The 24,993-nt window shown below is 71.7% G+C and carries 24 protein-coding genes; 15 read left to right on the top strand and 9 right to left on the bottom strand.

Annotated features, from left to right (window positions below; genetic code table 11):
• The first annotated feature begins 71 nt into the window (after positions 1-71).
• Positions 72-1,697: a chaperonin GroEL gene (groL, locus tag AB0H12_RS16140; protein WP_499623645.1), complete on the top strand. Its 1,626-nt coding sequence runs from the start codon at positions 72-74 to the stop codon at positions 1,695-1,697.
• Positions 1,698-1,775: 78 nt separating this feature from the next.
• On the opposite strand, the gene AB0H12_RS16135 is transcribed toward groL, so the two are convergent.
• Positions 1,776-2,072, bottom strand: coding sequence for a WhiB family transcriptional regulator (locus tag AB0H12_RS16135; protein WP_033428626.1), 297 nt, complete (start codon positions 2,070-2,072; stop codon positions 1,776-1,778).
• A gap of 189 nt (positions 2,073-2,261) precedes the next feature.
• Between AB0H12_RS16135 and AB0H12_RS16130 the strand changes: the two genes are divergently transcribed.
• The 5 genes from AB0H12_RS16130 to AB0H12_RS16110 all read left to right on the top strand — a co-directional run bounded on the left by AB0H12_RS16130 (position 2,262) and on the right by AB0H12_RS16110 (position 7,236).
• On the top strand, positions 2,262-3,269 hold the full coding sequence (locus AB0H12_RS16130) for a MerR family transcriptional regulator (protein WP_499623815.1): 1,008 nt from the start codon (positions 2,262-2,264) through the stop codon (positions 3,267-3,269).
• Between the two features lie 384 nt (positions 3,270-3,653).
• The gene (locus AB0H12_RS16125) at positions 3,654-4,547 is read left to right on the top strand and encodes a hypothetical protein (protein WP_499623644.1); all 894 of its coding nucleotides are present in this window, start codon (positions 3,654-3,656) and stop codon (positions 4,545-4,547) included.
• An 80-nt stretch (positions 4,548-4,627) separates the two neighbouring features.
• On the top strand, positions 4,628-5,224 hold the full coding sequence (locus AB0H12_RS16120) for a response regulator transcription factor (RefSeq protein WP_015805222.1): 597 nt from the start codon (positions 4,628-4,630) through the stop codon (positions 5,222-5,224).
• A gap of 512 nt (positions 5,225-5,736) precedes the next feature.
• On the top strand, positions 5,737-6,309 hold the full coding sequence (locus AB0H12_RS16115) for a sigma-70 family RNA polymerase sigma factor (RefSeq protein ID WP_158844722.1): 573 nt from the start codon (positions 5,737-5,739) through the stop codon (positions 6,307-6,309).
• Positions 6,310-7,236, top strand: coding sequence for an anti-sigma-D factor RsdA (locus AB0H12_RS16110; protein ID WP_499623643.1), 927 nt, complete (start codon positions 6,310-6,312; stop codon positions 7,234-7,236). It abuts the gene before it with no gap.
• 59 nt (positions 7,237-7,295) lie between these two features.
• Here the strand turns inward: AB0H12_RS16110 and AB0H12_RS16105 are convergent, their stop codons facing one another.
• Positions 7,296-7,739: a DUF5319 domain-containing protein gene (locus AB0H12_RS16105; protein WP_499623642.1), complete on the bottom strand. Its 444-nt coding sequence runs from the start codon at positions 7,737-7,739 to the stop codon at positions 7,296-7,298.
• A gap of 66 nt (positions 7,740-7,805) precedes the next feature.
• Here AB0H12_RS16105 and guaB point away from each other — a divergent pair, with 66 nt between their 5' ends.
• The 5 genes from guaB to AB0H12_RS16080 all read left to right on the top strand — a co-directional run bounded on the left by guaB (position 7,806) and on the right by AB0H12_RS16080 (position 14,663).
• The gene (gene guaB, locus AB0H12_RS16100; RefSeq protein WP_499623641.1) at positions 7,806-9,317 is read left to right on the top strand and encodes an IMP dehydrogenase; all 1,512 of its coding nucleotides are present in this window, start codon (positions 7,806-7,808) and stop codon (positions 9,315-9,317) included.
• A gap of 79 nt (positions 9,318-9,396) precedes the next feature.
• The gene (locus tag AB0H12_RS16095) at positions 9,397-10,530 is read left to right on the top strand and encodes a GuaB3 family IMP dehydrogenase-related protein (protein WP_230572404.1); all 1,134 of its coding nucleotides are present in this window, start codon (positions 9,397-9,399) and stop codon (positions 10,528-10,530) included.
• Between the two features lie 143 nt (positions 10,531-10,673).
• Positions 10,674-12,392, top strand: a complete 1,719-nt coding sequence (locus tag AB0H12_RS16090; protein WP_499623640.1) for an FAD-dependent oxidoreductase — start codon at positions 10,674-10,676, stop codon at positions 12,390-12,392.
• A gap of 19 nt (positions 12,393-12,411) precedes the next feature.
• The gene (locus AB0H12_RS16085; protein ID WP_499623639.1) at positions 12,412-13,371 is read left to right on the top strand and encodes an MBL fold metallo-hydrolase; all 960 of its coding nucleotides are present in this window, start codon (positions 12,412-12,414) and stop codon (positions 13,369-13,371) included.
• On the top strand, positions 13,368-14,663 hold the full coding sequence (locus AB0H12_RS16080; protein ID WP_499623638.1) for an FAD-dependent monooxygenase: 1,296 nt from the start codon (positions 13,368-13,370) through the stop codon (positions 14,661-14,663). The genes AB0H12_RS16085 and AB0H12_RS16080 overlap by 4 nt, the downstream gene beginning before the upstream one ends.
• Here AB0H12_RS16080 and AB0H12_RS16075 read toward each other — a convergent pair.
• Positions 14,638-15,975, bottom strand: coding sequence for a cytochrome P450 (locus AB0H12_RS16075; RefSeq protein ID WP_499623637.1), 1,338 nt, complete (start codon positions 15,973-15,975; stop codon positions 14,638-14,640). The two genes, AB0H12_RS16080 and AB0H12_RS16075, sit on opposite strands and share 26 nt — an antisense overlap.
• Positions 15,972-16,763 carry an SDR family NAD(P)-dependent oxidoreductase gene (locus AB0H12_RS16070; protein WP_499623635.1) on the bottom strand — a complete coding sequence of 264 codons (792 nt, stop codon included), beginning with the start codon at positions 16,761-16,763 and terminating at the stop codon, positions 15,972-15,974. Before AB0H12_RS16070 ends, AB0H12_RS16075 begins: the two co-directional genes overlap by 4 nt.
• Positions 16,764-16,841: 78 nt before the next feature.
• On the opposite strand from AB0H12_RS16070, the gene AB0H12_RS16065 reads away from it, so the two are divergent.
• Positions 16,842-17,408: a TetR/AcrR family transcriptional regulator gene (locus AB0H12_RS16065; protein WP_499623634.1), complete on the top strand. Its 567-nt coding sequence runs from the start codon at positions 16,842-16,844 to the stop codon at positions 17,406-17,408.
• Here AB0H12_RS16065 and AB0H12_RS16060 read toward each other — a convergent pair.
• The 3 genes from AB0H12_RS16060 to AB0H12_RS16050 all read right to left on the bottom strand — a co-directional run bounded on the left by AB0H12_RS16060 (position 17,398) and on the right by AB0H12_RS16050 (position 19,819).
• Complete coding sequence (locus AB0H12_RS16060; RefSeq protein ID WP_499623633.1) at positions 17,398-18,843, bottom strand: aldehyde dehydrogenase family protein; 1,446 nt, start codon at positions 18,841-18,843, stop codon at positions 17,398-17,400. The genes AB0H12_RS16065 and AB0H12_RS16060 overlap by 11 nt on opposite strands.
• Positions 18,844-19,078: 235 nt before the next feature.
• On the bottom strand, positions 19,079-19,465 hold the full coding sequence (locus tag AB0H12_RS16055) for a phosphotransferase (protein ID WP_499623632.1): 387 nt from the start codon (positions 19,463-19,465) through the stop codon (positions 19,079-19,081).
• A gap of 21 nt (positions 19,466-19,486) precedes the next feature.
• Positions 19,487-19,819, bottom strand: a complete 333-nt coding sequence (locus AB0H12_RS16050) for a phosphotransferase (RefSeq protein ID WP_499623631.1) — start codon at positions 19,817-19,819, stop codon at positions 19,487-19,489.
• A 51-nt stretch (positions 19,820-19,870) separates the two neighbouring features.
• Between AB0H12_RS16050 and guaA the strand changes: the two genes are divergently transcribed.
• Entirely contained in the window at positions 19,871-21,430 is a 1,560-nt protein-coding gene (gene guaA / locus AB0H12_RS16045) for a glutamine-hydrolyzing GMP synthase (RefSeq protein WP_499623630.1), read from the top strand.
• Between the two features lie 91 nt (positions 21,431-21,521).
• On the opposite strand, the gene AB0H12_RS16040 is transcribed toward guaA, so the two are convergent.
• Both AB0H12_RS16040 and AB0H12_RS16035 read right to left on the bottom strand, forming a co-directional pair.
• Positions 21,522-21,725, bottom strand: coding sequence for a hypothetical protein (locus AB0H12_RS16040; RefSeq protein WP_461121143.1), 204 nt, complete (start codon positions 21,723-21,725; stop codon positions 21,522-21,524).
• Positions 21,718-22,977 carry a PspC domain-containing protein gene (locus AB0H12_RS16035; protein WP_499623629.1) on the bottom strand — a complete coding sequence of 420 codons (1,260 nt, stop codon included), beginning with the start codon at positions 22,975-22,977 and terminating at the stop codon, positions 21,718-21,720. The genes AB0H12_RS16040 and AB0H12_RS16035 overlap by 8 nt, the downstream gene beginning before the upstream one ends.
• Positions 22,978-23,087: 110 nt before the next feature.
• Between AB0H12_RS16035 and AB0H12_RS16030 the strand changes: the two genes are divergently transcribed.
• Together AB0H12_RS16030 and AB0H12_RS16025 are read left to right on the top strand one after the other, a co-directional pair.
• Positions 23,088-24,326, top strand: coding sequence for an ATP-binding protein (locus AB0H12_RS16030; RefSeq protein WP_499623627.1), 1,239 nt, complete (start codon positions 23,088-23,090; stop codon positions 24,324-24,326).
• Positions 24,323-24,973, top strand: coding sequence for a response regulator (locus AB0H12_RS16025; protein WP_230572391.1), 651 nt, complete (start codon positions 24,323-24,325; stop codon positions 24,971-24,973). The genes AB0H12_RS16030 and AB0H12_RS16025 overlap by 4 nt, the downstream gene beginning before the upstream one ends.
• Positions 24,974-24,993: the final 20 nt, after the last annotated feature.

Genomic DNA, 24,993 nt, shown 5'->3' with positions numbered 1-24,993 from the left:
ACACGCAAGACGCCCCGGCGAACCCCTCACCGGGGCTCCCGGGGCGTTTCGCATCAAGAGAGGCGTAGGCAATGCCCAAGCAGATCAGCTTCGACGAGGACGCTCGTCGGGCACTCGAGCGCGGCGTGAACAAGCTCGCGGACACGGTCAAGGTCACCCTCGGCCCGCGCGGCAGGCACGTCGTCCTCGACAAGAAGTTCGGCGGGCCCACCGTCACCAACGACGGCGTGACCATCGCCCGCGAGATCGAGCTGGACGACGCGTTCGAGAACCTCGGCGCGCAGCTCGCCAAGAGCGTCGCCACCAAGACCAACGACGTGGCCGGCGACGGCACGACGACCGCGACCGTGCTGGCCCAGGCCATGGTCCGGGTCGGTCTGCGCAACGTCGCCGCCGGCGCGAACCCGATGTCGCTCGGCGTCGGCATCCAGGCCGCGGCCGAGGCCGTCGTGGACGCCCTCAAGGCCAAGGCCACCCCGGTCAAGGGCCGCGACAACATCGCCCAGGTCGGCACCGTCTCGTCCCGTGACGAGTCCATCGGCGCCCTGCTCGGCGAGGCCATCGAGAAGGTCGGCGAGGACGGTGTGATCACCGTCGAGGAGTCCTCCTCGATGGCCACCGAGCTCCAGATCACCGAGGGCGTGCAGTTCGACAAGGGCTACGTGTCGGCGCACTTCGCCACCGACCTCGAGGCCCAGGAGACGGTGTTCGAGGACGCCCGCATCCTGCTGCACCGCGAGAAGATCTCGGCCCTGGCCGACCTGCTGCCGATCCTGGAGAAGGTCGCCGAGGCCGGCAAGCCGCTGGTGATCATCGCCGAGGACGTCGAGGGCGAGGCGCTGTCCACCCTGGTGGTCAACGCCCTGCGCAAGACGCTGCGCGTGGTCGCGGTCAAGGCGCCGTACTTCGGCGACCGCCGCAAGGCGTTCCTGGACGACCTGGCCGTCGTCACCGGTGCGCAGGTCATCGCGGCCGAGGTCGGCCTCAAGCTGTCCGAGGCCAACCTCGACGTGCTGGGCACCGCCCGTCGGGTCGTCGTGTCCAAGGACAACACGACCATCGTCGACGGTGGCGGCGCCAAGGCCGACCTGGCGGGTCGCGCGGAGCAGCTGCGCCGCGAGATCGAGGCCACGGACTCCGACTGGGACCGCGAGAAGCTGCAGGAGCGGCTGGCCAAGCTGTCCGGCGGCATCGCGGTGATCAAGGTCGGCGCGGCCACCGAGACCGAGCTGAAGGAGCGCAAGCACCGCATCGAGGACGCGGTGTCGGCGACCAAGGCCGCGGTCGAGGAGGGCATCGTCCCCGGCGGCGGCTCGGCCCTGGTGCACGCGGCCAAGGTGCTCGACGGCGGCCTCGGCCTGTCCGGTGACGAGGCGACCGGTGTCGCGATCGTCCGCGAGGCCCTCGGCTCGGCGCTGTTCTGGATCGCCGCGAACGCGGGCCTCGAAGGCGCCGTCGTGGTGAACAAGGTGCGTGAGCAGGAGTGGGGCTTCGGCCTCAACGCCGCCACCCTGGTCTACGGCGACCTGCTCGAGGCCGGGATCATCGACCCGGTGAAGGTGACGCGCTCCGCGGTCACCAACGCCGCTTCCATCGCCCGCATGGTGCTCACCACGGAGAGCGCCGTCGTGGAGAAGAAGGAAGAGGAGCCCGCCGGCGGCGCCGGTCAGGGCCACGGCCACGGCCACGGTCACTGACCAGGCGTTATCGGTCGGAAATCGCGCGAACGGGAGGGGCGGCGCCCACGAGGTGCCGTCCCTCCCGCGCGTTCTGCGTCAGGCGGGCGTCAACTGCCGCTTGCGCGCCTTGATGATGCTGTCCCGCTCGGACTCCGACAGGCCGCCCCAGATCCCGTAGGGCTCCTGGACCGCCAGGGCGTGCCGCCGGCACATCTCCAACACCGGGCACGACAGGCACACGGCCTTCGCCCGCGCCTCCCGCCGAGCCCGCGCCGGTCCGCGCTCCCCGTCCGGGTGGAAGAAGAACGCGCTGTCCATCCCGCGGCACGAGCCGCGCATCTGCCAGTCCCACAGATCCGCGTTGGGACCGGGAAGCCTTCGGGTGTCCGCCATCGAGACCGCCTCCTTGGCCCATGGACGAGAACTGCTCCATTCGGCTTAACGATGATCCACCGTAGAACCGCGCCAAAACTTGTTCAAGGGGGTGCGGGGGCTTTTGCCGGCAATTCATACGATGGGTGATCGTTGAGCGCCCGTGCCGGAGTTGCCGGTGACGTCAGGTGAACGGACGATGTCAGCGTGATGACGCCCCCCGACCACACCGGGACCGTGCCGGAAGGCGACCGGGGAACCGTTGCGGCGGAAGATGATCCAGCGCATACGGTGACCCTCTCGGTGGCCGCCGTCGCGCGCCGGCTCGGTGTCGCGCCGGCCACCCTGCGCACCTGGGACCGCCGGTACGGCCTCGGACCCAGTGATCACACAACCGGGCGACACCGGAAGTACGCGCCACTCGACGTGGCCCGGTTGGAGCTGATGCAGCGGGCCCTGCTGCGCGGCGCGTCGTCCGCCGAGGCCGCCAAGTACGCCCTCGCCAGCCCGGTCCGCGCGCCGCTGGCGGCCGTGCCGGCGTCGCTGACCGGCGGTGAGCTCGACGGTGGTTCGCCCCCGACCGGTGGGCGCGGCCTGAAGCTGCAGGCGGCGAACCGGCGGGCGCGCGGCGTGGGGCGGGCGGCGTTGGCGATGGACTCGGCGGCGGTGCAGACGCTGCTGGCCGACGCGATCGAGGCGGACGGCGTGATCACGACGTGGGACGAGGTGGTGCGGCCGGTGATGGCCGCGATCGCGGCGAGGTGGGAGCACTCCGGCGCGGGGGTCGAGGTGTCGCACCTGGTGGAGGAGTGCGTGCTGGCCGCCGTGGTGCGCGCGACCCCGGTCGTGGCGGGCCCGCGCAACCACCGTCCCGTGCTGCTGGCGTGCATGCCGGACGAACGGCACAACCTGCCGCTGTACCCGTTGGCGGCGGTGTTGGCGCAGCGCGGCGTCGGCGTGCGGCAGTTGGGCGCGGCGTTGCCGGTGGACGCCCTGTCCTCGGCGGTCCGGCGCACCGCACCGGCCGCCGTGGTGCTGTGGGCGCAGCTGCCGCGCTACGCCGATCCGGGTGTCGTCACGGCGTTGCCGAGGACCCGCCAACAGGTCCGCGTGTTCGCCGGGGGACCGGGTTGGGAACGGGGCGTCGTGCCGCAGCCGGCGGAGCGGATCAACGACCTCGCCACCGCCGCCGACGCCATCGAACGCGCCGTCTGCTGACCCGACCGACCCTGCCCCCGCCTCGGGCCCGGCCGCCCTCGCCCCTGTGCCCGACCTGTCCTGCCTCGGACGCGACCGCGCCCACCGCACCCGACCGGTCTTGCCTCGGGCCCGGCTGCGGCCCCACCGCACCCGACCGGCCCTCTCTCGCGCCCGGCCGCCCGCGCCGCCGCCTCCTGCTCCTGCTCCGCAGGGGTCCCCGCCAAGGGGACCCCTGCTTTTACCCTGCCACGAAGGTCCGACAATCCGACGCGTCCGCGCGCTGCCTGTGGACAACTGCCGCCAGGGCGCGACCGCGCTGGTCCTGAGCGTTCAACTCGGGTGTTCTGGACGTAGGACACGCGCGTCCTGGAGGTAGGACACGCGAGTGAGGTGGGTGGAGCGGTGCAGGTGCGGGAGGCGGCGTTCGGGGATCGGCCCGAGGCCGACGTGTGGGCGGCGTTGCGCGGCGGGGTGGAGGAGCGGTGGCTGGCGGCGGTCGTGCTCGGCGGTCAGGGGCGCTACGCGGCGGCGGCCTCGGTGCTCGGTGAGCTGATCGGGCGCGGTGGGTTGTTCGGGTCGTTGGCGGCTTCGACGCTCGCGTCGCACCGGCGGCAGTTGGGCGGCCACGCGGCGGCACGGGTGCTCGACGGGCGGGCGCTGGCCATGGCGCCCGGAGGCGACGACCGGGACCCCGACGACGTGGACCCGGCCGGTGCGCGGGCCGACGCGCTCCTCGGGCTCGCCGCCGACGCGATCGGCGCGGGCCGGCTCGGAGAGGCACGGCGGCTGCACGCCGGGGTCGAGCCACGCGGATGGCGCAGCCGGGTGCGGCATCAGTGGCTGGCCGCCGAGATCGCCTTGGCCGGCGGTCACGCCGAGCAGGCGGTGCACCCGGCCGAGGTGGCCGCCGCGACCGCCCGTGAGGCCGGCGCAACGCGACACATCCTCAAGTCCGACCTCGTCCTGGGTGCGGCATTGGTGGTGTGGGGGACACCCGAAAGCGTCGACCGAGGGGTCGAAGTGCTACTGTGTGACCTAAATCACACTGACCGTCGAGGGCTTTTCTCGTTGATCTGGCCGACGGCGCTCGTCCTGGCAAACGCCCTGGCAGACCGCACTATTGCGGACGCGGGAAACGTGAAGGATCGCGCCGAAAACGCTCTGAGCTGCGTGTTGCGCAGAGCCGACCCGTCGGGCCGCCGGCTCGCGCACCGCTCGCCGTGGATCCCGACTTCGCTGCTCCGTTCCGGGGAACCCCCGAACGCAGACGCTGAGACGAACTTCTTGACGGATTAAGCACCGGATCGTGTCAAGGTTCGGCCTCTAGCGTCCGATAGGGGATGTGGAACGTCACTCGGCTGCAGGAAGGAGTCCCCGTGACCACGGTCCTTATTTGCGACGACCGGCGCAGTGTGCGGGAGGGTCTCACCCGCGTGATGTCGGCTGTCCCAGGGGTTAGCCGCATCGACTGCGTAGCGCACGGTGACGAGTTGTTGGCTCGGTTCTCTCGGCAGCCGGTCGACGTCGTACTGGTTGGCACCCAGCGCGCCGTCCCGACCGGGGTCGAAGCGACCCGGCGACTCGTCTCGGCCAACCCGCAGGCAAACGTCATCGTCTTCGGCGCACCGGACGACGCGGGCAGCATCGCCGCCGCGATCGCCGGCGGGGCCCGCGGCTACCTGCGCTGGGACGCCTCGCGCCCCGAGCTGGTCGCCGCACTGGCGCACACGCTCGCGAGCACGAGCGTGCCCGCGCCGCGCCAGCCGTCGGATCCGGGCGTCCAGCTCACCGAGCGCGAGCTCCAGGTGCTGCGCGGGATGAGCCAGGGCAAGAGCAACGGGCAGATCGGGCGTGAGCTCTACCTGTCCGAGGACACGGTGAAGACGCATGCCCGGCGCTTGTTCCGCAAGCTCGGCGTGCGCGACCGTGCCCAGGCCGTCGCACACGGCTTCCGGCGCGGCCTCGTGTCGTAGCGCACGGCACCCAGGGCTCGGGGCACAGGCTCGTCGGACTCGTCAGGCGAGTCGCACCGGCACTCCTTCCTCCAGCCACGGCCCGGCGACGTCATCAGGCGTCGCCGGGCCGCCGTGCGTCCACCGGCCGCCGTGACGCCGTCGTGCGCCCACGGAGACGCCGTGAGGCTGCCGTGCGCCCACCGGGATGCCGTGGGGCACCGTGCGTCGTATCGGGACGCGGTGAGGCCGCCTCGCACCTCACGTGCCGCGGCCTGGCACCGGGTTTCGCCGGGCCGGCGCGGCGTCGGCGGGCTGTCCCGCAAGGCCGGGTTCCCGGGCCTCCGCGGGCCGTCGCGCGCCTCCGGCGTGTCGGCTGGTCAGGTGAGGTCGAAAGACCCCATCTGGACCCCATTGCGGAACATTCGGCCAGGCGACCGGTACGGTGAGCATCACCAGTACGGGCGACGTCGATCGTCCCGTGCTGCTCTTTGTCGGTACGCCTACGCGTAACACCAGGGCAGTTGTCTGCGATGACCAACTTGGGGGACGGACTGGACGCCGAAGTGGGCGCAGCCGTCGATGGCGACCGCCACGCGATCGAGCGGCTCCTGGCATCCATCCGACCCCTCGTGGTGCGGTACTGCCGCGCCAGAGTCGGAAGGCAGGAGAGGTCCTTCGCTTCGGCGGACGACGTGGCCCAGGAGGTGTGTCTCGCGGTGCTGACGGCCCTGCCCAGCTATCGCGACCAGGGTCGGCCGTTCTTGGCGTTCGTCTACGGGATCGCCGCGCACAAGGTGGCCGACGCGCATCGCTCCGCAGCCCGGAACCGGTCCGAACCGGTCCCGGAGGTGCCCGACGCCCCCGAGACGGAGGCCGGTCCCGAGCAGCGCGCCATGCAGGGCGAGCTGTCGGAGCGGATGGCCCTGCTCCTCAAGGTCCTTCCGGAGAAGCAGCGGGAGATCCTGCTGCTTCGCGTGGTCGTCGGCCTGTCGGCCGAAGAGACCGCCGACGCGGTCGGCTCGACGCCGGGCGCGGTTCGGGTGGCGCAACACCGCGCCCTGGCCCGCCTTCGCAAGACGCTGGCAGCGGAGGAGGTGGTCTGAGTGGCCGACCAGCACGAGAAGGGCAACGGAGAAGTCGTGCGCGGACGAGATGAGAGACCGCCGCAGTCTGATGACACCCTGGTCGAGGGCGTCGCGGCCGAGCCGGGGGACGACCTCGCGGGCATCCGGGCTGACGACGTGCTGCTCGACGTGCTGGGCGGGCGTGACGGCGACCAGCCGGATTCGCTCGTCGACGACGAGCTGAACGCACTGCTGCTGGCCTGGCGGCGCGAGGTCGACCGCCCACCCATGGGTGAGCTGGTCGACACCGACACGGCGGTGGCCACGATCGCCGCCGCCCGCACCCAGCCCAGGGCCAGGCAGCGCCTCCTCATCCCCCTCGCCGCGGCCGCCGCCGTGCTGGCGATCGCGTTCACCGGGATGAGCCTGGTCGCGCGGGACGCCCAGCCCGGCGACGCGCTCTGGGGCCTGACCCGGGTCCTGTACTCCGAGCACGCGCGGTCGGTGGAAGCCGCCGTGGCCGTGCGCACCGACCTCGACACCGCTCGCGCGGCACTGCGCGACGGCCGGTACAGCGAGGCCCGTGACGCGCTGCTCAAGGCGGGCGAGAGCCTGCCGTCGGTCTCGCCGGACGACGGCAAGGACGACCTCACCCAGAAGCACGAGTCGCTGCTGGAGGAGCTGACCAGCACCACGCCGTCGCCGAACACGCCGACCACCGTCGGACCGTCCACGACGCCGGTGCTGCCCACGACCGAGCCCAGCCTGCCGTCACCGACCTCGACGACGACGCCCGACCCGACCACGACGACCGCGCCGACGACGACCACCTCGACGGTCCCGACCACGGACGGCACGGCCCAGCCGCCGCCGCCCACCTCGGGCGAGTCGACCAACGGCCAGAACCGGGGCGAGACGCAGACGCCCGGCGGCACCGACGGCGAGACCCCGTCGTCCGGCGGCTGACCCGGAGCACGCTTGTGACGAAGCCCGCCCCTCGTCCGGGGGCGGGCTTCGTCACATCGTCAGCGGGCGCTCTCGGTCGCGGTGACCCCGTCCGCGTAACCGCGGCAGTACTCCCAGCTGACGTAGGCCGCCGGGTCGGGGTCGTACGCGGGCTCGTGCGGGCGCATCCGGCCGTCGGCCAGCAGCTGCTCGAGGCTCGACCGCAGCAGGGCCCAGTCGTGGTAGTGCGGCTCCTGGCACTCGCCGCAGTCGACCACGATTCCCCTGACACCACGGGGTTCGAGCAGCGCCTGGTACACCGCGAGGTCGCTGAGGTCGCCGACCAGCTCGGCCCGCTCGGCGTCGTCCATCGGCGGGTGGTCGTGGTCGGGTTCGCCGAGGGCCCGGGCCGGGTCCTCCGGGTCGCCCGCGAACGGGTCTGGTGGCAACGCGTCGTGCGGCACGACCCCGCACGGTACCGGGCGGACCCCCGGCCACGTCCAGATACCATGACCTGAACCCATCGCCGCTGCGTGGAACCCGATCCGCGGCGGCGGGATCGCCGCACGACGGAAGGCAAGCCAGCCGCCATGACCAGCGAGCTCAACGCTGACGGAGTCCCGCCCAAGTTCGCCATGCTGGGACTGACCTTCGACGACGTACTGCTGCTGCCCGCCGAGTCGGAGATCGTGCCGAGCGGCGTGGACACCAGCACCAAGCTCTCGCGCAACATCACGTTGCGCGTGCCGCTGGCATCGGCGGCGATGGACACCGTGACCGAGGGCCGGATGGCCATCTCGATGGCCCGCCAGGGCGGCATCGGCGTGCTGCACCGCAACCTGTCCCTGGAGGAGCAGGCCCGCCAGGTGGAGACCGTGAAGCGGTCCGAGGCCGGCATGGTGAGCGACCCGGTCACGTGCACCCCGGACGACACGATCCGCCACGTCGACGAGCTGTGCGCGCGCTACCGGATCTCCGGCGTGCCGGTCACGGACGCGAGCGGCAAGCTCGTCGGCATCATCACCAACCGCGACATGCGCTTCGAGGTCGACCACTCGCGCAAGGTCAGCGAGGTGATGACCAAGGGCCCGCTGGTCACGGCGCAGGTCGGCGTGTCGGCGGAGGCCGCGCTGGGCCTGCTGCGCAGGCACAAGGTGGAGAAGCTGCCGATCGTGGACGGCGACGGCAAGCTGCGCGGCCTGATCACGGTCAAGGACTTCGTCAAGACCGAGCAGTACCCGAACGCCTCGAAGGACCCGGACGGCCGGCTGCTGTGCGCCGCCGCGATCGGCGTCGGCGACGACAGCTTCGCGCGGGCGATGGCGCTGGCCGACGCGGGCGTCGACGTGATCATGGTCGACACGGCCCACGGCCACCAGCGCAACGTGCTGGAGATGGTCGCCAAGGTGAAGAAGGAGCTGGGTGACGAGGTCGACGTGGTCGGCGGCAACGTCGCCACCCGCGCGGGCGCCCAGGCGCTGGTCGACGCGGGCGCGGACGGCGTGAAGGTCGGCGTCGGCCCCGGCTCGATCTGCACCACGCGCGTGGTCGCGGGCGTCGGCGTGCCGCAGATCACCGCGATCTACGAGGCGAGCCTGGCGTGCGGGCCGGCGGGCGTGCCGGTGATCGGCGACGGCGGCATCCAGTACTCGGGCGACATCGCCAAGGCGATCGCGGCGGGCGCGAGCGCGGTCATGCTCGGCAGCCTGCTCGCGGGCACGGCCGAGTCGCCGGGCGAGCTGGTGCTGGTCAACGGCAAGCAGTTCAAGACCTACCGGGGCATGGGCTCCCTGGCCGCGCTCCAGGGCCGCGGCGAGGCCAAGTCCTACTCCAAGGACCGCTACTTCCAGGACGACGTGCTGTCGGAGGACAAGCTGGTGCCCGAGGGCATCGAGGGCCGCACGCCGTTCCGCGGCCCGCTGTCGACCGTGGTGCACCAGCTGGTGGGCGGCCTGCGCGCGGCCATGGGCTACACCGGCTCGAAGACCGTCGCCGACCTGCAGCGCAAGCAGCTGGTGCGGATCACGGCGGCCGGGCTGAAGGAGAGCCACCCGCACGACATCACCATGACCGTCGAGGCCCCGAACTACACGACCCGCTGAATCGGATCGCCCTGGGCTAGTGTTCGCAGGTTCCGCCGGCATCCCCCGGGACCATCAGCTCCACGGAAGGACGACAAAGGTGCGCGATCTGGTCGAGATCGGCATGGGCCGGACCGCGAGGCGGGCCTACGAGCTGGACGACCTCGAGATCATCCCGTCCCGCAGGACCCGATCCTCGAAGGACGTCTCGACGGCGTGGCAGATCGACGCCTACCGGTTCGAGATCCCGCTGATCACCCACCCCACCGACGCGATCGTGTCGCCGGGCACGGCGGTCGCGATCGGCGAGCTTGGCGGCATGGGCGTCCTCAACGCGGAGGGCCTGTGGGCCCGCCACGGTGACGTGGAAGAGGCCCTGTTCCGCCTGGTGCAGGCGGTGGAGGACACCGACGACCCGGCCGCGCCGGTGCGGGTGCTCCAAGAGTTGCACGCCGAGCCGGTGCGGATGGACCTGATCGCCGAGGCGATCAAGCAGGTGCGCGAGTCGGGCGTCACGGTGGCGGTGCGGGTCAGCCCGCAGCGCGCCGCCGAGCTCACGCCGGACCTGCTGGCGGCCGGCGTGGAGATCCTGGTCGTGCAGGGCACGATCATCTCGGCCGAGCACGTCTCGCGCGACGGCGAGCCGCTGAACCTGAAGTCGTTCATCGCGGACCTCGACATCCCGGTGATCGCGGGCGGCGTCGGCGACTACCGGACCGCGATGCACCTGATGCGCACGGGCGCGGCGGGCGTGATCGTCGGCTACGGCTACACGCCGGGCGTGACCACGACGGACTCGGTGCTCGGCATCGGCGTGCCGATGGCGACGGCCATCTCCGACGCCGCCGCGGCCCGCCGGGACTACCTGGACGAGACCGGTGGCCGGTACGTGCACGTGATCGCCGACGGTGGCGTGCTGACCAGCGGCGACATCGCGAAGTCGATCGCCTGCGGCGCGGACGCGGTGATGCTGGGCGAGCCGCTGGCGGCGGCGTCCGAGGCGCCGGGCCAGGGCCTGTACTGGACGGCCGCGTCGGCGCACCCGTCGGTGCCGCGCAGCCACGTGTCGACCGGGGTGGACCAGGTCGTCGACCTGCGCACGCTGCTGTTCGGCCCGTCCGTCGACCCGCGCGGCGTGACGAACCTGTTCGGCTCGCTGCGCCGGGCGATGGCGAAGACCGGCTACTCGGACCTCAAGGAGTTCCAGAAGGTCGGCCTGACGATCCGCGGCTAGGAGACGCCGGCCGTCTGCGGAGCAGCGGCCACCCGACACCGAGAAGAGCCCCTGCTCCAGGCGGGGGCTTTTTCGTGCCCGGAAGTGCCTGAACCGATTGAGCACTAGCCTGTTACCGGAAGTTACGCCTAACCTCCTGTGCCATGGGTGAACTCGCCGGTAACAACACCGACTACGACGTCGTGGTGGTGGGGTCGGGCTTCGGCGGCAGCGTCGCCGCGCTCCGGCTCACCGAGAAGGGCTACCGGGTGGCCGTCATCGAGGCCGGCCGCCGGTTCGCCGACGACGAGTTCGCCGAGACGTCCTGGGACCTGCGGCGATACCTGTGGGCCCCCGCGCTGGGCTGCTACGGCATCCAGCGCATCCACGCCCTGCGCAGCGTGATGATCCTGGCCGGATCGGGCGTCGGCGGCGGGTCGCTGGTGTACGCCAACACCCTGTACCGGCCGCTCAAGCCGTTCTACGCCGACCGGCAGTGGGCGCACATCACCGACTGGGAGGCCGAGCTCGCCCCGTTCTACGACCAGGCGAGCCGGATGCTGGGCGTGGTGGAGAACCCGACCACCACGCCGTCGGACGTGGTGATGCGGCAGGTCGCCGAGGACATGGGCGTGGCCGACACCTACCACCCGACGCCGGTCGGCGTGTTCTTCGGCGAGCCGGGCAAGCCCGCCGAGGACCCGTACTTCGGCGGCGCGGGCCCGAGTCGGACCGGCTGCACGCAGTGCGGCGCGTGCATGTCCGGCTGCCGGGTCGGCGCGAAGAACACCCTGGTCAAGAACTACCTCTACCTGGCCGAGCGCAACGGCGCGCGGGTGCTGCCGCTGACCACCGTCACCGACCTGCGCCAGGCGCCGGACGGCACGTGGGCGATCGGCACCCGGCGCACGGGCGGCAAGCTGCGCAAGGGCAGGCGGACGATCACCGCGGGCCAGGTCGTGCTGGCCGCCGGCACGTGGGGCACCCAGCAGCTGCTGCACCGGATGAAGGCCGACGGCGCGCTGCCGGAGCTCTCGCCCAAGCTCGGCGAGTTGACCAGGACGAACTCCGAGTCGATCATCGGCGCGGCCCGCTTCACGGTGGACGAGGAGCGCAACTTCAGCCAGGGCGTGGCGATCACGTCCTCCATCCACCCGGACGAGCAGACCCACATCGAGCCGGTCCGCTACGGCAGGGGCAGCAACGCCATGGGGCTGCTCCAGACGCTGGCCACGGACGGCGCGAAGTCCACCCCGCGCATCCTGCAGTTCCTGTCCCAGGCGGTCCGCCACCCGCTGCGGCTGGCCCGGCTCATGTCGGTGCACCGGTGGAGCGAGCGGACGGTGATCCTGCTGGTGATGCAGAGCCTCGACAACTCCATCACCACGTTCACCAAGAAGGGCCTGTTCGGTCGCAAGCTCACGTCGAAGCAGGGGCACGGGCAGCCGAACCCGACGTTCATCGAGGCGGGCCACGAGGCCAACCTGCGGGCGGCCGAGCACATCGACGGCATCCCGGGCGGCACGTGGGGCGAGCTGTTCAACATCCCCCTGACCGCGCACTTCATCGGTGGCTGCCCGATCGGCTCGGACCCGGCCGGCGGCGTCATCGACCCGTACCACCGGGTCTACGGCTACCCGGGCCTGTCCGTCGTGGACGGCTCGGCGATCTCGGCGAACCTGGGCGTGAACCCGTCGTTGACGATCACCGCGCAGGCCGAGCGGGCGTTCTCGGTGTGGCCGAACAAGGGCGAGCCGGACCAGCGCCCCGACCAGTCCGCCGGCTACCGGCGGATCGCTGCGGTGGCGCCGAAGAACCCCGCCGTCCCGGCCGGGGCGCCCGGCGCGCTGCGGCTGCCGATCGTGGAGGTCAAGTCGACCTGATCGCCCTATGGTGGGTTGTGTGGCAACGAAGCCGTTCGCGTCCAGCGCCGACCTCACGCCCAAGGACGAGCGGTTCGTCGAGCTCGCCGACGGCGTCTACGCCCTCACCGCCGGAGGCGACCCGAACGTCGGCGCGATCGAGGGCGAGGACTTCCTGGTCTGCATCGAGGCCAGGGCCACGCCGACGGCCGCCCGGCGCTGGCTGGACCGGCTCCGCGAGCGCACCGACAAACCCGTCCGCCACCTGGTGCTGACCCACTACCACGCGGTCCGCACGCTCGGCGCGAGCGCGTTCGACGCCGCCGAGATCATCGCGCACGAGAACACCAGGGCGTTGATCGCCGAACGCGGCCGGGAGGACTGGCTCAGCGAGTACGGCCGGATGCCCCGGCTGTTCGAGGAGCCCGAAACCATCCCCGGCCTCACCTGGCCCACCGTCACGTTCTCCGACCGCCTCACGATCCCGCTCGGCGGCGACCGGGGCGAGGTGGAGCTCCGCTTCTGCGGACGCGGCCACACCGCGGGCGACGTCGTGGCCTGGCTGCCGCACCAGCGCGTCCTGTTCGCGGGCGACCTGGTCGAGTCGCAGGCCGCGCTCTACACCGGCGACGCGTTCCACGACGAGTGGGCCACGTCGACGTTGGACCGGGTCGCCGCGCTGGGCGCCGAGCAACTCGTCGGCGGACGCGGCGCGCTCGCCCGTGACCGGACCGAGGTCGACGCGGCCATCGCCCAGTCGAGGCACTTCCTGGACGAGCTCCGCCGCACGGTAGGGACCACGCACCTCAGCGGCGGCACGGTGAAGGACGCGTTCGAGGCCGCGCACGCCGCCCTGGCGCCGCGCTACGGCCGGTGGCCGATCTTCGAGCACTGCATGCCGTTCAACGTGCAGCGGTACTGGGACGAGTGCGACGGCGTCGACTGGCCCCGGATCTGGACCGCCGAACGGGACCGCGAGGTGTGGGCGGCGTTGCGATGACCCCGGTGCTGGTCGTCGGCGCGGGCCCGGTCGGCCTGGCCACCGCGCTCCTGCTGGCCCGAGCGGGCGTGCCGACGACCGTCCTGGAAGCCTCCGCGGACCGCGAAGCCATCGGCAGCCGTTCCATCTGCGTCCACCGGGACGTCCTGAACATCCTCGAACGCGTCGGCGTCGGCCAAGCCGTCGTGGACGCCGGCGTCACCTGGTACCGCGGCCGGACCTACTTCCGCGACCGCGAGGTGCTCACCGTCGAACTGCCGCGGACCGAAGGCTTCCCGCCGTTCGTCAACACCCCGCAAACCACCGTCGAGCACATCCTGCACGCGAAAGCCCTGGCCAGCCCCCTGATCGACCTCCACTTCGGCCGGCGGGCCGTGCAAGTCCGGCAGGCCGACACGGTCACCGTCCACACGCCCGACCGCACGTTCGAGGGCACGCACTGCGTCGCCGCCGACGGCGCCCACTCCACCGTCCGCGACCTGCTCGGCATCCCGTTCGAGGGCCACTCGTTCGCCGACCGATTCGTCATCGCCGACATCCGGGTCGACCTGGGCCACCCCGAGCCGGAGCGCCGCTTCTACTTCGACCCGCCGTGGCACCCCGGCCGCCAGGTGCTCGTCCACCCCCAGCCCGACGGCGTCCACCGCATCGACTGGCAGGTCCCGGAGGGCTTCGAGCTCACGCCCGACCACGTACGGGCGATCACCGGCGACCGCCCGTACGAGGTCCTCTGGCAGTCCACCTACCGCTTCCACCAGCGCCGGGCCGCCCGCCTCCGCGTCGGCAAGGTCCTCCTCGCGGGCGACGCGGCACACGTGATGAGCCCGTTCGGCGCGCGCGGCCTCAACTCCGGGATCTGCGACGCCGACAACGCCGCCTGGAAGATCGCCCTCGACCGCGCCGGCGAAGCGGGCCCGCACCTCCTGGAGTCCTACCACCGGGAACGCGCCGCGGCGGCCGACGAGAACCTCCGCATCACCGGCGCGACCATGCGCTTCCTCGTGCCGCGCACACCGGCCGAACGAGCCCACCGCCGCCACGTCCTGGAGCACGGCCTCACCGAGCAGATCGACTCCGGCAAGCTCTTCGAGCCCTTCGCCTACCGCGACTCGCCCCTCACCACCAACGGCGACGGCGAACTCCGCCCGAACAGCCACCGCTACGGCCCCGGCTTCACCGTCGAGGGGGACGCGCTGATCCGCCCCGACGGCCACACCGCCGCGACCGCGACCGACCTCGACCGGGCGCTGCGGCGGGCCAAGGGCTTCACCTCCGCCGAGGCGTCACGGTGAACCCGTCCGGCTTCAACGTCAGCATCTCCGCCACCCGCAGCTCGTAGTCGGCGGAGGCGACCAGCTCGTACCGGCGCAACACCGTGGCCAGCGCCAACGTCGCCTCGTGCACCGCGAACTGCCGCCCGATGCACGCCCGTTCCCCCGTCCCGAACGGCTTGTACGCGTGCGCCGGCCGAGCCTTCACCTCCGCCGGCGCGAACCGGTCCGGGTCGAACGACTCCGGCGACGCCCACACCGACGGATCACGGTGCACCAGCGGCAACAGCACGAGCGCCCACTGGCCCGCCCGCATCGGGTACCGCCCGCCGAGCACGGTGTCCGCACGGGCCTCCCGCGCGAACCCCGGCGCCGTCGGCCACAGCCGCAACGCCTCGTCCAACACCCGCCGCACGTACCGCAGCTTCGTGACCTGCTCGAACTCGGGCACCTCCGCCGAGCCCCACACGGCGTCGATCTCGGCGCGGGCCTTCTCCACGACCTCGGGGTGCCGCGACAGGTAGTACAGCGCGAACGACAGCGCGCCGGACGTCGTCTCGTGACCGGCGATCAGGAACGTGATCACCTGGTTGCGGATGTTCACCTCGTCCAGCTCACCGGACGACAGCATCAGCCCGAGCAGGTCGGAACCGCCCGACCCGCGCCGCGACCGCACCACCTCGTCCACGACCTGCGCCAGGTAGGCGAGGTCGCGCTGGTAGCGCTCCTCAGCCTCCCGCCCGAACACCCGGCGCAGCAGCGGCAGCACGAAGTTCTTGCGCTGCGCGTACCGCAAAGACCCGATCATCGCCCGCACGAACGGGTGGGTCTCGGACCGCGAGAACGACTCGAACGAGTACCCGAACCCGACCCGCCCGATCGTCTCCAACGTCAACTTCGTCATGTCGCCGGAGACGTCGACGACCCCGCCGCGGTCCCACTTCCCGACCAGCTGCGCGGTCACGTCCACCATCGTCGGGTGGTAGGCGCGCATGGCGCTCTGCGTGAACGCGGGCAGCAGCACCTCGTGCGCCGCCTTCCAGTTCGGCTCCTCGTTGTACGCGGTGAACAGCCCGTCCCCGCCGACGTCCCGCAACGCCTCCACGCCCAGCGCCAGGTGCTTGGCGAAGCGCGACTCGTCGGCCAGGTCCGCCGCCAACGCCGCCCCGCCGACGAACACGATCTCCTGGTCCAGGAACCGCCGCGTGAAGATGGGGCCGAGTTCCCGTCCCATCCGCATGGTGTCCTGCACCGGCGTCCGCCGGTTCGTGCCGAGCACGTCACCCAGGAACGGCACCCGCCACCGGGGGTGCGGGATCACCGCGGCCGTCACCGCTTCCCCCGGTTCGCCGTGCTCATCCGCCGCATCACCTCGTCGTTCGACATCCGCCGCTGCAACCCGGCCGAGAACGCCGGGAACGCGCCACCGAGCAGGCTCGCCGCCCGCAGCTCCACCGGCGCCACGTTCACCTCCGCCCGGTCCTCCTCGACCGCCCGCACCACCGCCTCCGCGACCTGCTCCGGCGACACCGTCCGCATCCCCGCCGGTGGCTTCGCGCCCGTGTCGGCGAACATCCCGGCGTCCCGCACGAACCCGGGCTGCACGACCGACACGCCGACCCCGCTGCCGCGCAGGTCCTCCCGCAGTCCCAGCGCGAAGCCGCGCAGCCCGAACTTCGTCGCGTTGTACAGCGACGCGTACGCCGACGCCACCTTGCCCGCCAACGACCCGATGAGCACCACGTGCCCACGCCCCGCCGCCACCATCGACGGCGTCAACGCGTGCGCCAACGCGATCGGCGCCTCCAGGTTCACCGCCAACGCCCGCTTCACCTGCTCGGCCGTGAAGTCCACCAACGCCCCGCTGGCCGGCAGCGCGGCGTTGGCGACGAGCACGTCCACCGCGCCCGCCTCGTCCAGCAACCGCCCGACCGCCCCCGGCTCGGCCAGGTCGGCCGCCACCGCGCGCCCGCCGACCTCGTCGGCGAGCCGCGCCAGCTCGGCGACCTTCCGCCCGGTCAAGACCACCGTCGCGCCACGACCGGCCAGCGCACGGGCGATCGAGTGCCCGATCCCACCCGTCGCGCCGGTCAACAACACGGTCGATCCCGAGACCCGCATGCGCCCTCCCGATACTGTTCGTTCGAACGAACAGTATCGCGAATCCGCCGATCCGTCCCATGGCGGACAATGAACGACATGACGAGACCGGCCGAGACGAGGCAGCGGATCATCGCGGCCGTGCTGCGGATCATCGGTGACGACGGCGTCGCCGGCGTGACCAACCGGCGCATCGCGCACGAGGCGGGCGTCTCGCTCGGCTCCGTCACCTACCACTTCGCCACCCAGCAGGACCTGCTGCGGGAGAGCCTGCGGCACTTCGTCACCGAGGAGACCAGGCGCTTCGGCGAGCTGGCCACCCGGAACGACGCGAAGTGCGCCGATTTCGACCAGGTGGTCGAGATCGTCGGCCAGGTCGCCGAGGCCACGGGCACCGACAGCGATCGCATCGCGCCCTACGAGCTCTACCTGCACGCCGGCCGCGACCCGGAACTCCGGGCCGCCGCCGCCGAGTGCTTCGCCGCCTACGACAAGCTCGCCGAAACGGTCCTGGCGTCCATCGGCGTGAAGGACGCCGACCAGGTCGCCAGTGCCGTCGTCGGCATGGTGATGGGCCTCAAGCTCCGCGCCCTCGCCACCGGCTCCGGTGCGGACGACCTGGTCAACGGCCTGCTGATGCTCGCCAAGGGCGCGCTCAAAGAGTGATGCCGGTGAGCACCATCGTGCGTTCCTCGGTGAAGTCCACCATCGCCGACCGGACACCTTCCCGCCCGGTCCCCGACCCCTTCACCCCGCCGTACGGCATCTGGTCGGCCCGGTAGGACGGCACGTCGCCGATGATCACCCCGCCGACCTCCAACTCCGCAGCCGCCGCGAACGCCACCGTCACGTCCTTGGTGAACACACCCGCCTGAAGTCCGTACTCCGTCGCGTTGGCCTGCTCGAACGCCTCGTCGACCGAATCCACCACCGCGACGGCCAGCACGGGCCCGAACACCTCCTGGCGCCACAACTTCGCGTCCACGGGCACGTCCTGCACCACCGTCGGCTCGACCGAAGTGCCCGACCTCCCACCACCGACGTGCAGCACCGCGCCACCCGCCACGGCTTCGGAAACCCACTCCGCGACCCGCCGAGCGTTGTCCTCGTCGATCAACGGCCCGACTTCCACCTCGGGGTCGTGCGGATCCCCGGTCTTCAACCCCCGAACCGCCTCCACCAACTTCGGCACGAACTCATCGGCCACGTCCCGGTGCACCAACACCCGCTGCACCGCGATGCACGACTGCCCCGCCTGGTAATTCCCGAACGTGGCGATCCTCCCGGCCGCGAACTCCAGGTCGTCCCAATCCGCGCACACGATCGCCGCAGAGTTCGACCCCAACTCCATCAGCACGTGCTTGCGGGGCGCCGAATCCGTCAACGACCACCCGACCTCCGTCGACCCGGTGAACGAGATGACGGGCAACCGCTCGTCCGTCACCAAAGCCTTCATGTCCGAACCGCGCACCGGCAGCACGGAGAACGCACCCTCGGGCAGATCCGTCTCCGCCAACAACTCGCCCAACAACAACGCGGACAACGGGGTCGCCGAAGCGGGCTTCACGATCACCGGCGCACCCACCGCCAAAGCGGGCGCCACCTTGTGCGCCACGAGGTTCAACGGGAAGTTGAACGGCGCCACCGCCAACACGGGCCCACGTGGCACCCGCCGGACAACCGCCAACCGCCCCTCACCGGTGGCATCCGTGTCCAACCGCTGCAAGTCGCCGGTGAACCGCCGCGCCTCCTCCGCCGCGAACCGGAACGTGTTGACCGCCCGCTTCACCTCGACGTCCGCCCACTTCAACGGCTTGCCGTTCTCGGCCGTGATCGTCTCCGCGATCTCCTCGGCCCGCTCCTCCAACGCCCTGGACACCTGCAACAGCGCGCCCGCCCGCACGTGCGCCGGCGTCCGCCTGAACTCCTTCGCCACCGCCGCCGCAGCGGCAACGGCCCGCTCCACCTGCTCCAACCCCGGCACCGCGACCGAGGCCACCTCTGTTCCGTCGAACGGGTGATGGACAGTGAGGGCGGAAACACCCTGCTCGGCGTGTCCGGCAATCCAACAAGGCCGTGGCTGCGGCGTGAACGCGTCCATGCCGAACACCGTATGCCCGACCCGCGCCCTTCGACCTATTGATCTTCGAACTACCCCCCCGGACGCCACCCCACGACCACGGGGGGTGCACCCCGGCGGGACCCCGGTGGGTGGCCGGGAGCCGCTGCCCGTCCGGCCGCGAGTCGGGAACCCCAGGAGGGCGGCGACCGGCGCGCGAGGACCGCAGACCCCCGCCGCACCGCAACAAACCCGAAACTTCCCAACCACCACTCACCTACAAATCCACAAAATTCTCCCGCACGTACTCGATGTGCCCCAGGTAGTACTCCGCGTGCCCCTCTTCCCTCTGCCGCCAGAACTCGGGTCGCTCCCGAATCATCGCGACCATGTCCTCCAACCTCGCCAACACCCTCAACCCCATCCCCTCAACCGCCACCGCCTCCGGCAACCCGTACGCCTCGCAGAACAACCCCACCCGCCGCCGCTGCTCCTCAACCGTCCCGAACTCCGGCGAAAACGGCACCAGGCAGTACGCCGTGTACGCGACATCCCACCACCGGGGTCCCGGCCGAGCCCCGTCGAAATCGAACACCCCGACCGGCGCCCCATCCCGGAACGCCATGTTGTACGGCGCGAGGTCGTTGTGACAGATCACCTCCACCGGCTGAACGGCCTCGAACTGTCACCCCTCCGACCCGCCGACCAACTCCGCCGACCCCACCAACCCCGCCGACGCGTCGTGCAACCGCCGCACCATCCGCGCCACCGCCACCAGCACCTCGTCCGACCGCAACCAAGACGCCAACGGCGGGTGGCCGACCTCACCCTCCAGGTACGACAACACCTCCCTCCCGCGCTCGTCCACCCCGTGCACCACCGGCGCGATGCCAAGCGGCGCAAGGTGTTCCAGCAACCGGTGCACGTTGGGCGTCCACGGACCGGTCGGCCTCCGCACCGTGGACCCGACCCGCACGACCTCGTTGAGCCCGCCTCCGGTGAGCACTTCTTCCTGCACGCATGACATCCTTCACCTGCGCGGACCCGCCAGACGAGAGGTTTTTCCCCAGTGGCCGAGAGCAGCAACCGCCCCGTGCTGGTAGTCGACTACGGCGCGCAGTACGCGCAGCTGATCGCCCGGCGAGTCCGGGAGGCGCAGGTCTACTCGGAAGTCGTCCCGCACACCACACCCGTGGCGGAACTGCTGGAACGCGACCCGGCCGCCATCGTGCTGTCCGGGGGCCCGTCCAGCGTGTACGAGCCCGGCGCGCCCCAGGTCGACCCGAAGCTGTTCGAGGTCGGCGTCCCCGTCTTCGGAATCTGCTACGGCTTCCAGGCCATGGCGGGCGCGCTCGGCGGCACGGTCGAGCACACCGGCACCCGTGAGTACGGCCGCACGGAACTCGGCGTCCAGCACGCCGGCGGCCTGCTCCACGAGGAGCTGCCCGCCAACCACCCGGTGTGGATGAGCCACGGCGACTGCGTCACCAAGGCTCCCGAGGGCTTCACGGTCACCGCGACCAGCGAAGGCGCGCCGGTGGCCGCGTTCGAGGACGCCGAACGCCGCTTCGCGGGCGTCCAGTACCACCCGGAGGTGGGCCACTCGCCGCACGGCCAGGAGGTGCTGCGCCGGTTCCTGCACGAGATCGCGGGCATCCGGCCGCAGTGGACCACGTCCTCGATCGTGGACGAGCAGGTTGCGCTGATCCGCGAGCAGGTCGGCGACGGCAAGGCGATCTGCGGCCTGTCCGGCGGCGTGGACTCCGCCGTGGCCGCCGCCCTCGTCCAGCGCGCCATCGGCGACCGCCTGACCTGCGTCTTCGTCGACCACGGCCTGCTGCGCGCGGGTGAACGCGCTCAGGTCGAGCGCGACTTCGTCGCCGCGACCGGCGTCAACCTCGTCACCGTCGACGCCCGCGAGCGGTTCCTCGACGCGCTCAAGGGCGTCACCGACCCGGAGCAGAAGCGCAAGATCATCGGCCGCGAGTTCATCCGGGTCTTCGAGCAGGCCGAACGCGACCTCAAGGCCGAGGGCGACTACCAGTTCCTCGTCCAGGGCACGCTCTACCCGGACGTGGTCGAGTCCGGCGGCGGCACGGGCGCGGCCAACATCAAGAGCCACCACAACGTCGGCGGGCTCCCCGAGGACCTCCAGTTCACCCTGGTCGAGCCGCTCCGCGCGCTCTTCAAGGACGAGGTCCGCCGGGTCGGCACCGAACTGGGGCTGCCGGAGACGATCGTGCAGCGCCAGCCGTTCCCCGGCCCCGGCCTGGGCATCCGCATCATCGGCGAGGTCAACCAGGAGCGCCTGGACGTCCTGCGCAAGGCCGACGCGATCGCCCGCGAGGAGCTGACCAGCGCCGGCCTCGACCGCCAGATCTGGCAGTGCCCGGTCGTGCTGCTGGCCGACGTGCGCAGCGTGGGCGTGCAGGGTGACGGTCGCACGTACGGCCACCCGGTGGTCCTGCGCCCGGTGTCCAGCGAGGACGCCATGACCGCGGACTGGACCCGCCTGCCGTACGACGTGCTGGAGCGCATCTCGACCCGCATCACCAACGAGGTGAACGAGGTCAACCGCGTGGTCCTGGACGTGACGAGCAAGCCGCCGGGCACCATCGAGTGGGAGTAGCGGACCACACGCGAAAGGCCCGTCCTCCCGGACGGGCCTTTCGCTTCTCCTCCCCAGGAACCACCTGGGCATCCCCGGGACGAACCCCCGACTACCGACGCCGTCGAGCGGAACCCGCCAGCAACCCCAGCCCGATCACCATCGCCCCGCCGGCCAACGCCCACCTCAGGTCCAGGAACTCCGGCCAGGACGCGCCGTCGGAGAGCATGTAGGCGGCGGCCACCAGGGCCGCGACCCCGAACACCAACCCCACCACGTCGACACCGCGCTTCTCGATCTGGTCCTGGTCAGCCACGACTCACCTCCACCTGTCCGACTTCGCTCCGCACGTCCAGCTCGATCTTCAACCCGCCCTCGCCGTCGGCCCCGTGGTCGGTGACCTCCTGGTGCGCGCCCCTGCCGTCGGACGTCTGCCCGAGGCACTGCACGTCTCCCACGTCGGCCCGGCAGGTGACCACGACGTCCGCGTTCGCGGGCACCCTGACGTGCGCGTTGCCCAGCCCGACCTCGACCTCGGTCCGCACCGAACCCGCGTTCGGCAGCGCGGTCAGGTCCAGCTGCACCTCGCCGACGCCGGTGGCGTACCGGGGGTCGACCTGCTCCACCGACGTCGGCCGGTCCTGGTAGCTGCCGACCCGATCCGAGTCGATCCCGTCGAAGTCGATCGAGGTGATCGCCACCCCGATCACCGACAGCGGCACGACCAGCCAGATCAGCCCGCGCCCGCCACCGCGGAAGGCCCCGAGCACCATCCCCCCGCCCAGCACCGCGACCAGCAGGCCGAGGATGTGCCCGGCGTCGAACCAGTCCGAGTAGGCCGACGTCACCAACGACGCGGCCAGCACCACCATGGCGACCCCGAACGTCGCCACTCCCACCCGCGACCTGCGGCGGCGCACCGCCACCGGCGCGGGCGTCGCGCCCACCGGCTCCTGCGCGCCGGCCGGCTCGGGCAGGTCCCACGCGAACGGCGCCGCGCCGAGCGGATCCCAAGCCGGCGGCGTCACGCGTTCGGTCGTCTGCTCGTCCGTCGACACCTTGCCCCCCACACCGTCACCGACTCCAACGCCAACTCCGACACCACTCCCACCGCCGAGAGCCGCGGTCGGCTCCGGCCGGTTGAGCTGGCCCCGACCGCGGTGCAGCAGGTAGATCGCACCCACGGACAGCAGCACGCCGCCGACCATGGTGAACCCGCCGTCCACGAAGAACCCGGTCGCCGGGATCACCGCGATCCCCAGCAGCACGGTCAACGCCGTCGGGGTCGAGCTGCGCCCACGCCCGATCAGCGCCTCCGCCGCCGAGACCTCGTCGTCGGCCTGCGCCAGCCACAACCAGCCGAGCAGGTAGATGAGCACTCCGGCGCCGTTGCACAACGCCATGGCCACGAACGCCACCCGGACGATCACCGGGTCGATCTGGTACCGCTGGGCGATACCGGCGGCGACACCGGCGATCTTGCGACCGTCGTGAGGCCGCCTGGGCCGTGTGGCCCAGAAGTCCTTCAGCGTCTCTTCGACGCTGGCTGCGCTGATGCTCCCGCTCACAACGACAAGCTTGCTCGGGCGTGGGCGTCCGCACATCGGGGGGCCACCCTGAACCGCGCATCGGGTGGAACCCTGATGACCGGCCCGGACCAGCGTGTGACCATCAACGGGTGAGTGTGGAGACGAAGGCCGTCGAGCCCGTGCGCCGCAGGCGGACCGGCCGGGTGGTCGCGGGTGTGGCAGGCGGTGTCGCCGACCACCTCGGCATCGAGGTGTTCTGGGTGCGGGCGGCGTTCGCCGCGCTGACCGCGCTCAACGGCGTCGGCGTGATCGCGTACGGCCTGCTGTGGCTGTTCGTGCCCCAACGCGCGGCCGGCGAACCGGAAGGGCCCTCGAACCCGAGGGAACGCCAGCAGGCGTTGGGCCTGGTCGCCCTCGGCATCGCCGCGGCCGTGCTCGCCGGCCTGTTCTCCGGCCCGGTCAGCGGCTGGATCGCCGGGCCGCTCGCGGTGGCCCTGGTCGGCGCGGCCGTGGTCTGGCGCGAGGCGGACGAGGCGCAGCGCCGCCGTTGGCGGGCCGGCGCGAAGTCCGGGATCTTCGGCGGCACGGGCCGCAGCACGATCGTGCGCGTCCTCGCCGGTGTGGCGCTCGTCGCCATCGGCATCGGCGTGCTGCTCGTCAACAGCTACGGCATCGACCAGCTCCGCTTCGCGCTGCTCGCCGTGGTCGCGACCCTCGGCGGGGTGGCGGTGCTCACCGTGCCGCTGTGGATCAAGCTGATCAACGACCTCGGCGAGGAGCGCCGGGTCCGCATCCGCACCGAGGAACGCGCCGAGATCGCCGCCCACCTGCACGACTCCGTGCTCCAGACCCTCGCCCTGATCCAGAAGCAGGCCGAGCAGCCGCGCGAGGTCAAGCGCCTGGCGCGCGGCCAGGAACGGCAGCTGCGGGAGTGGCTGTACGGGCGGGTCGTGGAGGAGAACAGCCAGCCGACCACCATGTCCGCCGCGATCGCCAAGGCGGCCGGCGAGGTCGAGGACAGCTTCGCGCTGGCCGTGCAGCAGGTCGTCGTCGGCGACTGCGAGCTCGACCCGAACCTGTACGCCCTCGTCCAGGCGGCCCGCGAGGCGATGGTCAACGCGGCCAAGCACGCGGGCGTCGGCGAGATCAGCGTGTACGGCGAAGTCGAGCCCGAACGGGTGGCGGTGTTCGTCCGCGACCGGGGCAAGGGCTTCGACCCGAAGACCGTGCCGGAGGACCGGCATGGCCTCGCGGACTCGATTGGGGGGAGGATGGACCGGCACGGCGGCGAAGTCCGGATCCGCACCCGGCTGGGTGAGGGCACGGAGGTGCAGCTGATGATGCCGAGGAAGACCGCAGACAAGCGAGAGACGGGGGCCAGGACATGACCGTTCGGGTGTTCCTGGTGGACGACCACGCGTTGTTCCGCGCCGGGGTGCGTGCCGAGCTGGACTCGATCACCGACGAGGTCGAGGTGGTCGGTGAGGCCGGTTCGGTCGGCGAGGCGGTCGCGGGCATCGGGCACCACCGCCCGGACGTGGTGCTGCTCGACGTGCACATGCCCGACGGCGGCGGCGCGGAGGTGCTGCGGCAGGTCCGCACGGCGTTGCCGGAGGTGGTGTTCCTGGCGCTGTCGGTGTCCGACGCGGCCGAGGACGTCATCGCGGTCATCCGCGCCGGTGCGCGCGGGTACGTGACGAAGACCATCTCCAGCCAGGAGCTGGTGCGCGCGGTCGTGCGGGTCTCGGAGGGCGACGCGGTGTTCAGCCCGCGGCTGGCCGGGTTCGTGCTGGACGCGTTCGCCGACCGTCCCGGCGCGGCCCCGATCAGCGACCCGGAGCTGGACCTGCTGACCCCGCGCGAACGGGACGTGCTGCGGCTGCTGGCGCGTGGTTACGCGTACAAGGAGATCGCGTCCGAGCTGTTCATCTCGGTGAAGACGGTCGAGACGCACGTGTCGAGCGTCCTGCGCAAGACGCAGCTGTCGAACCGGTACGAGCTGTCGCGCTGGGCCTCGGACCGCAGGCTGGTCTGAGGCGTCGCCCACCCGGCGCT

The sequence above is a fragment of the Actinosynnema sp. NPDC023794 genome, from assembly GCF_040639675.1.
Taxonomy (GTDB): domain Bacteria; phylum Actinomycetota; class Actinomycetes; order Mycobacteriales; family Pseudonocardiaceae; genus Actinosynnema; species Actinosynnema luteola.
This window is presented reverse-complemented; position numbering and strand designations above follow the sequence as displayed.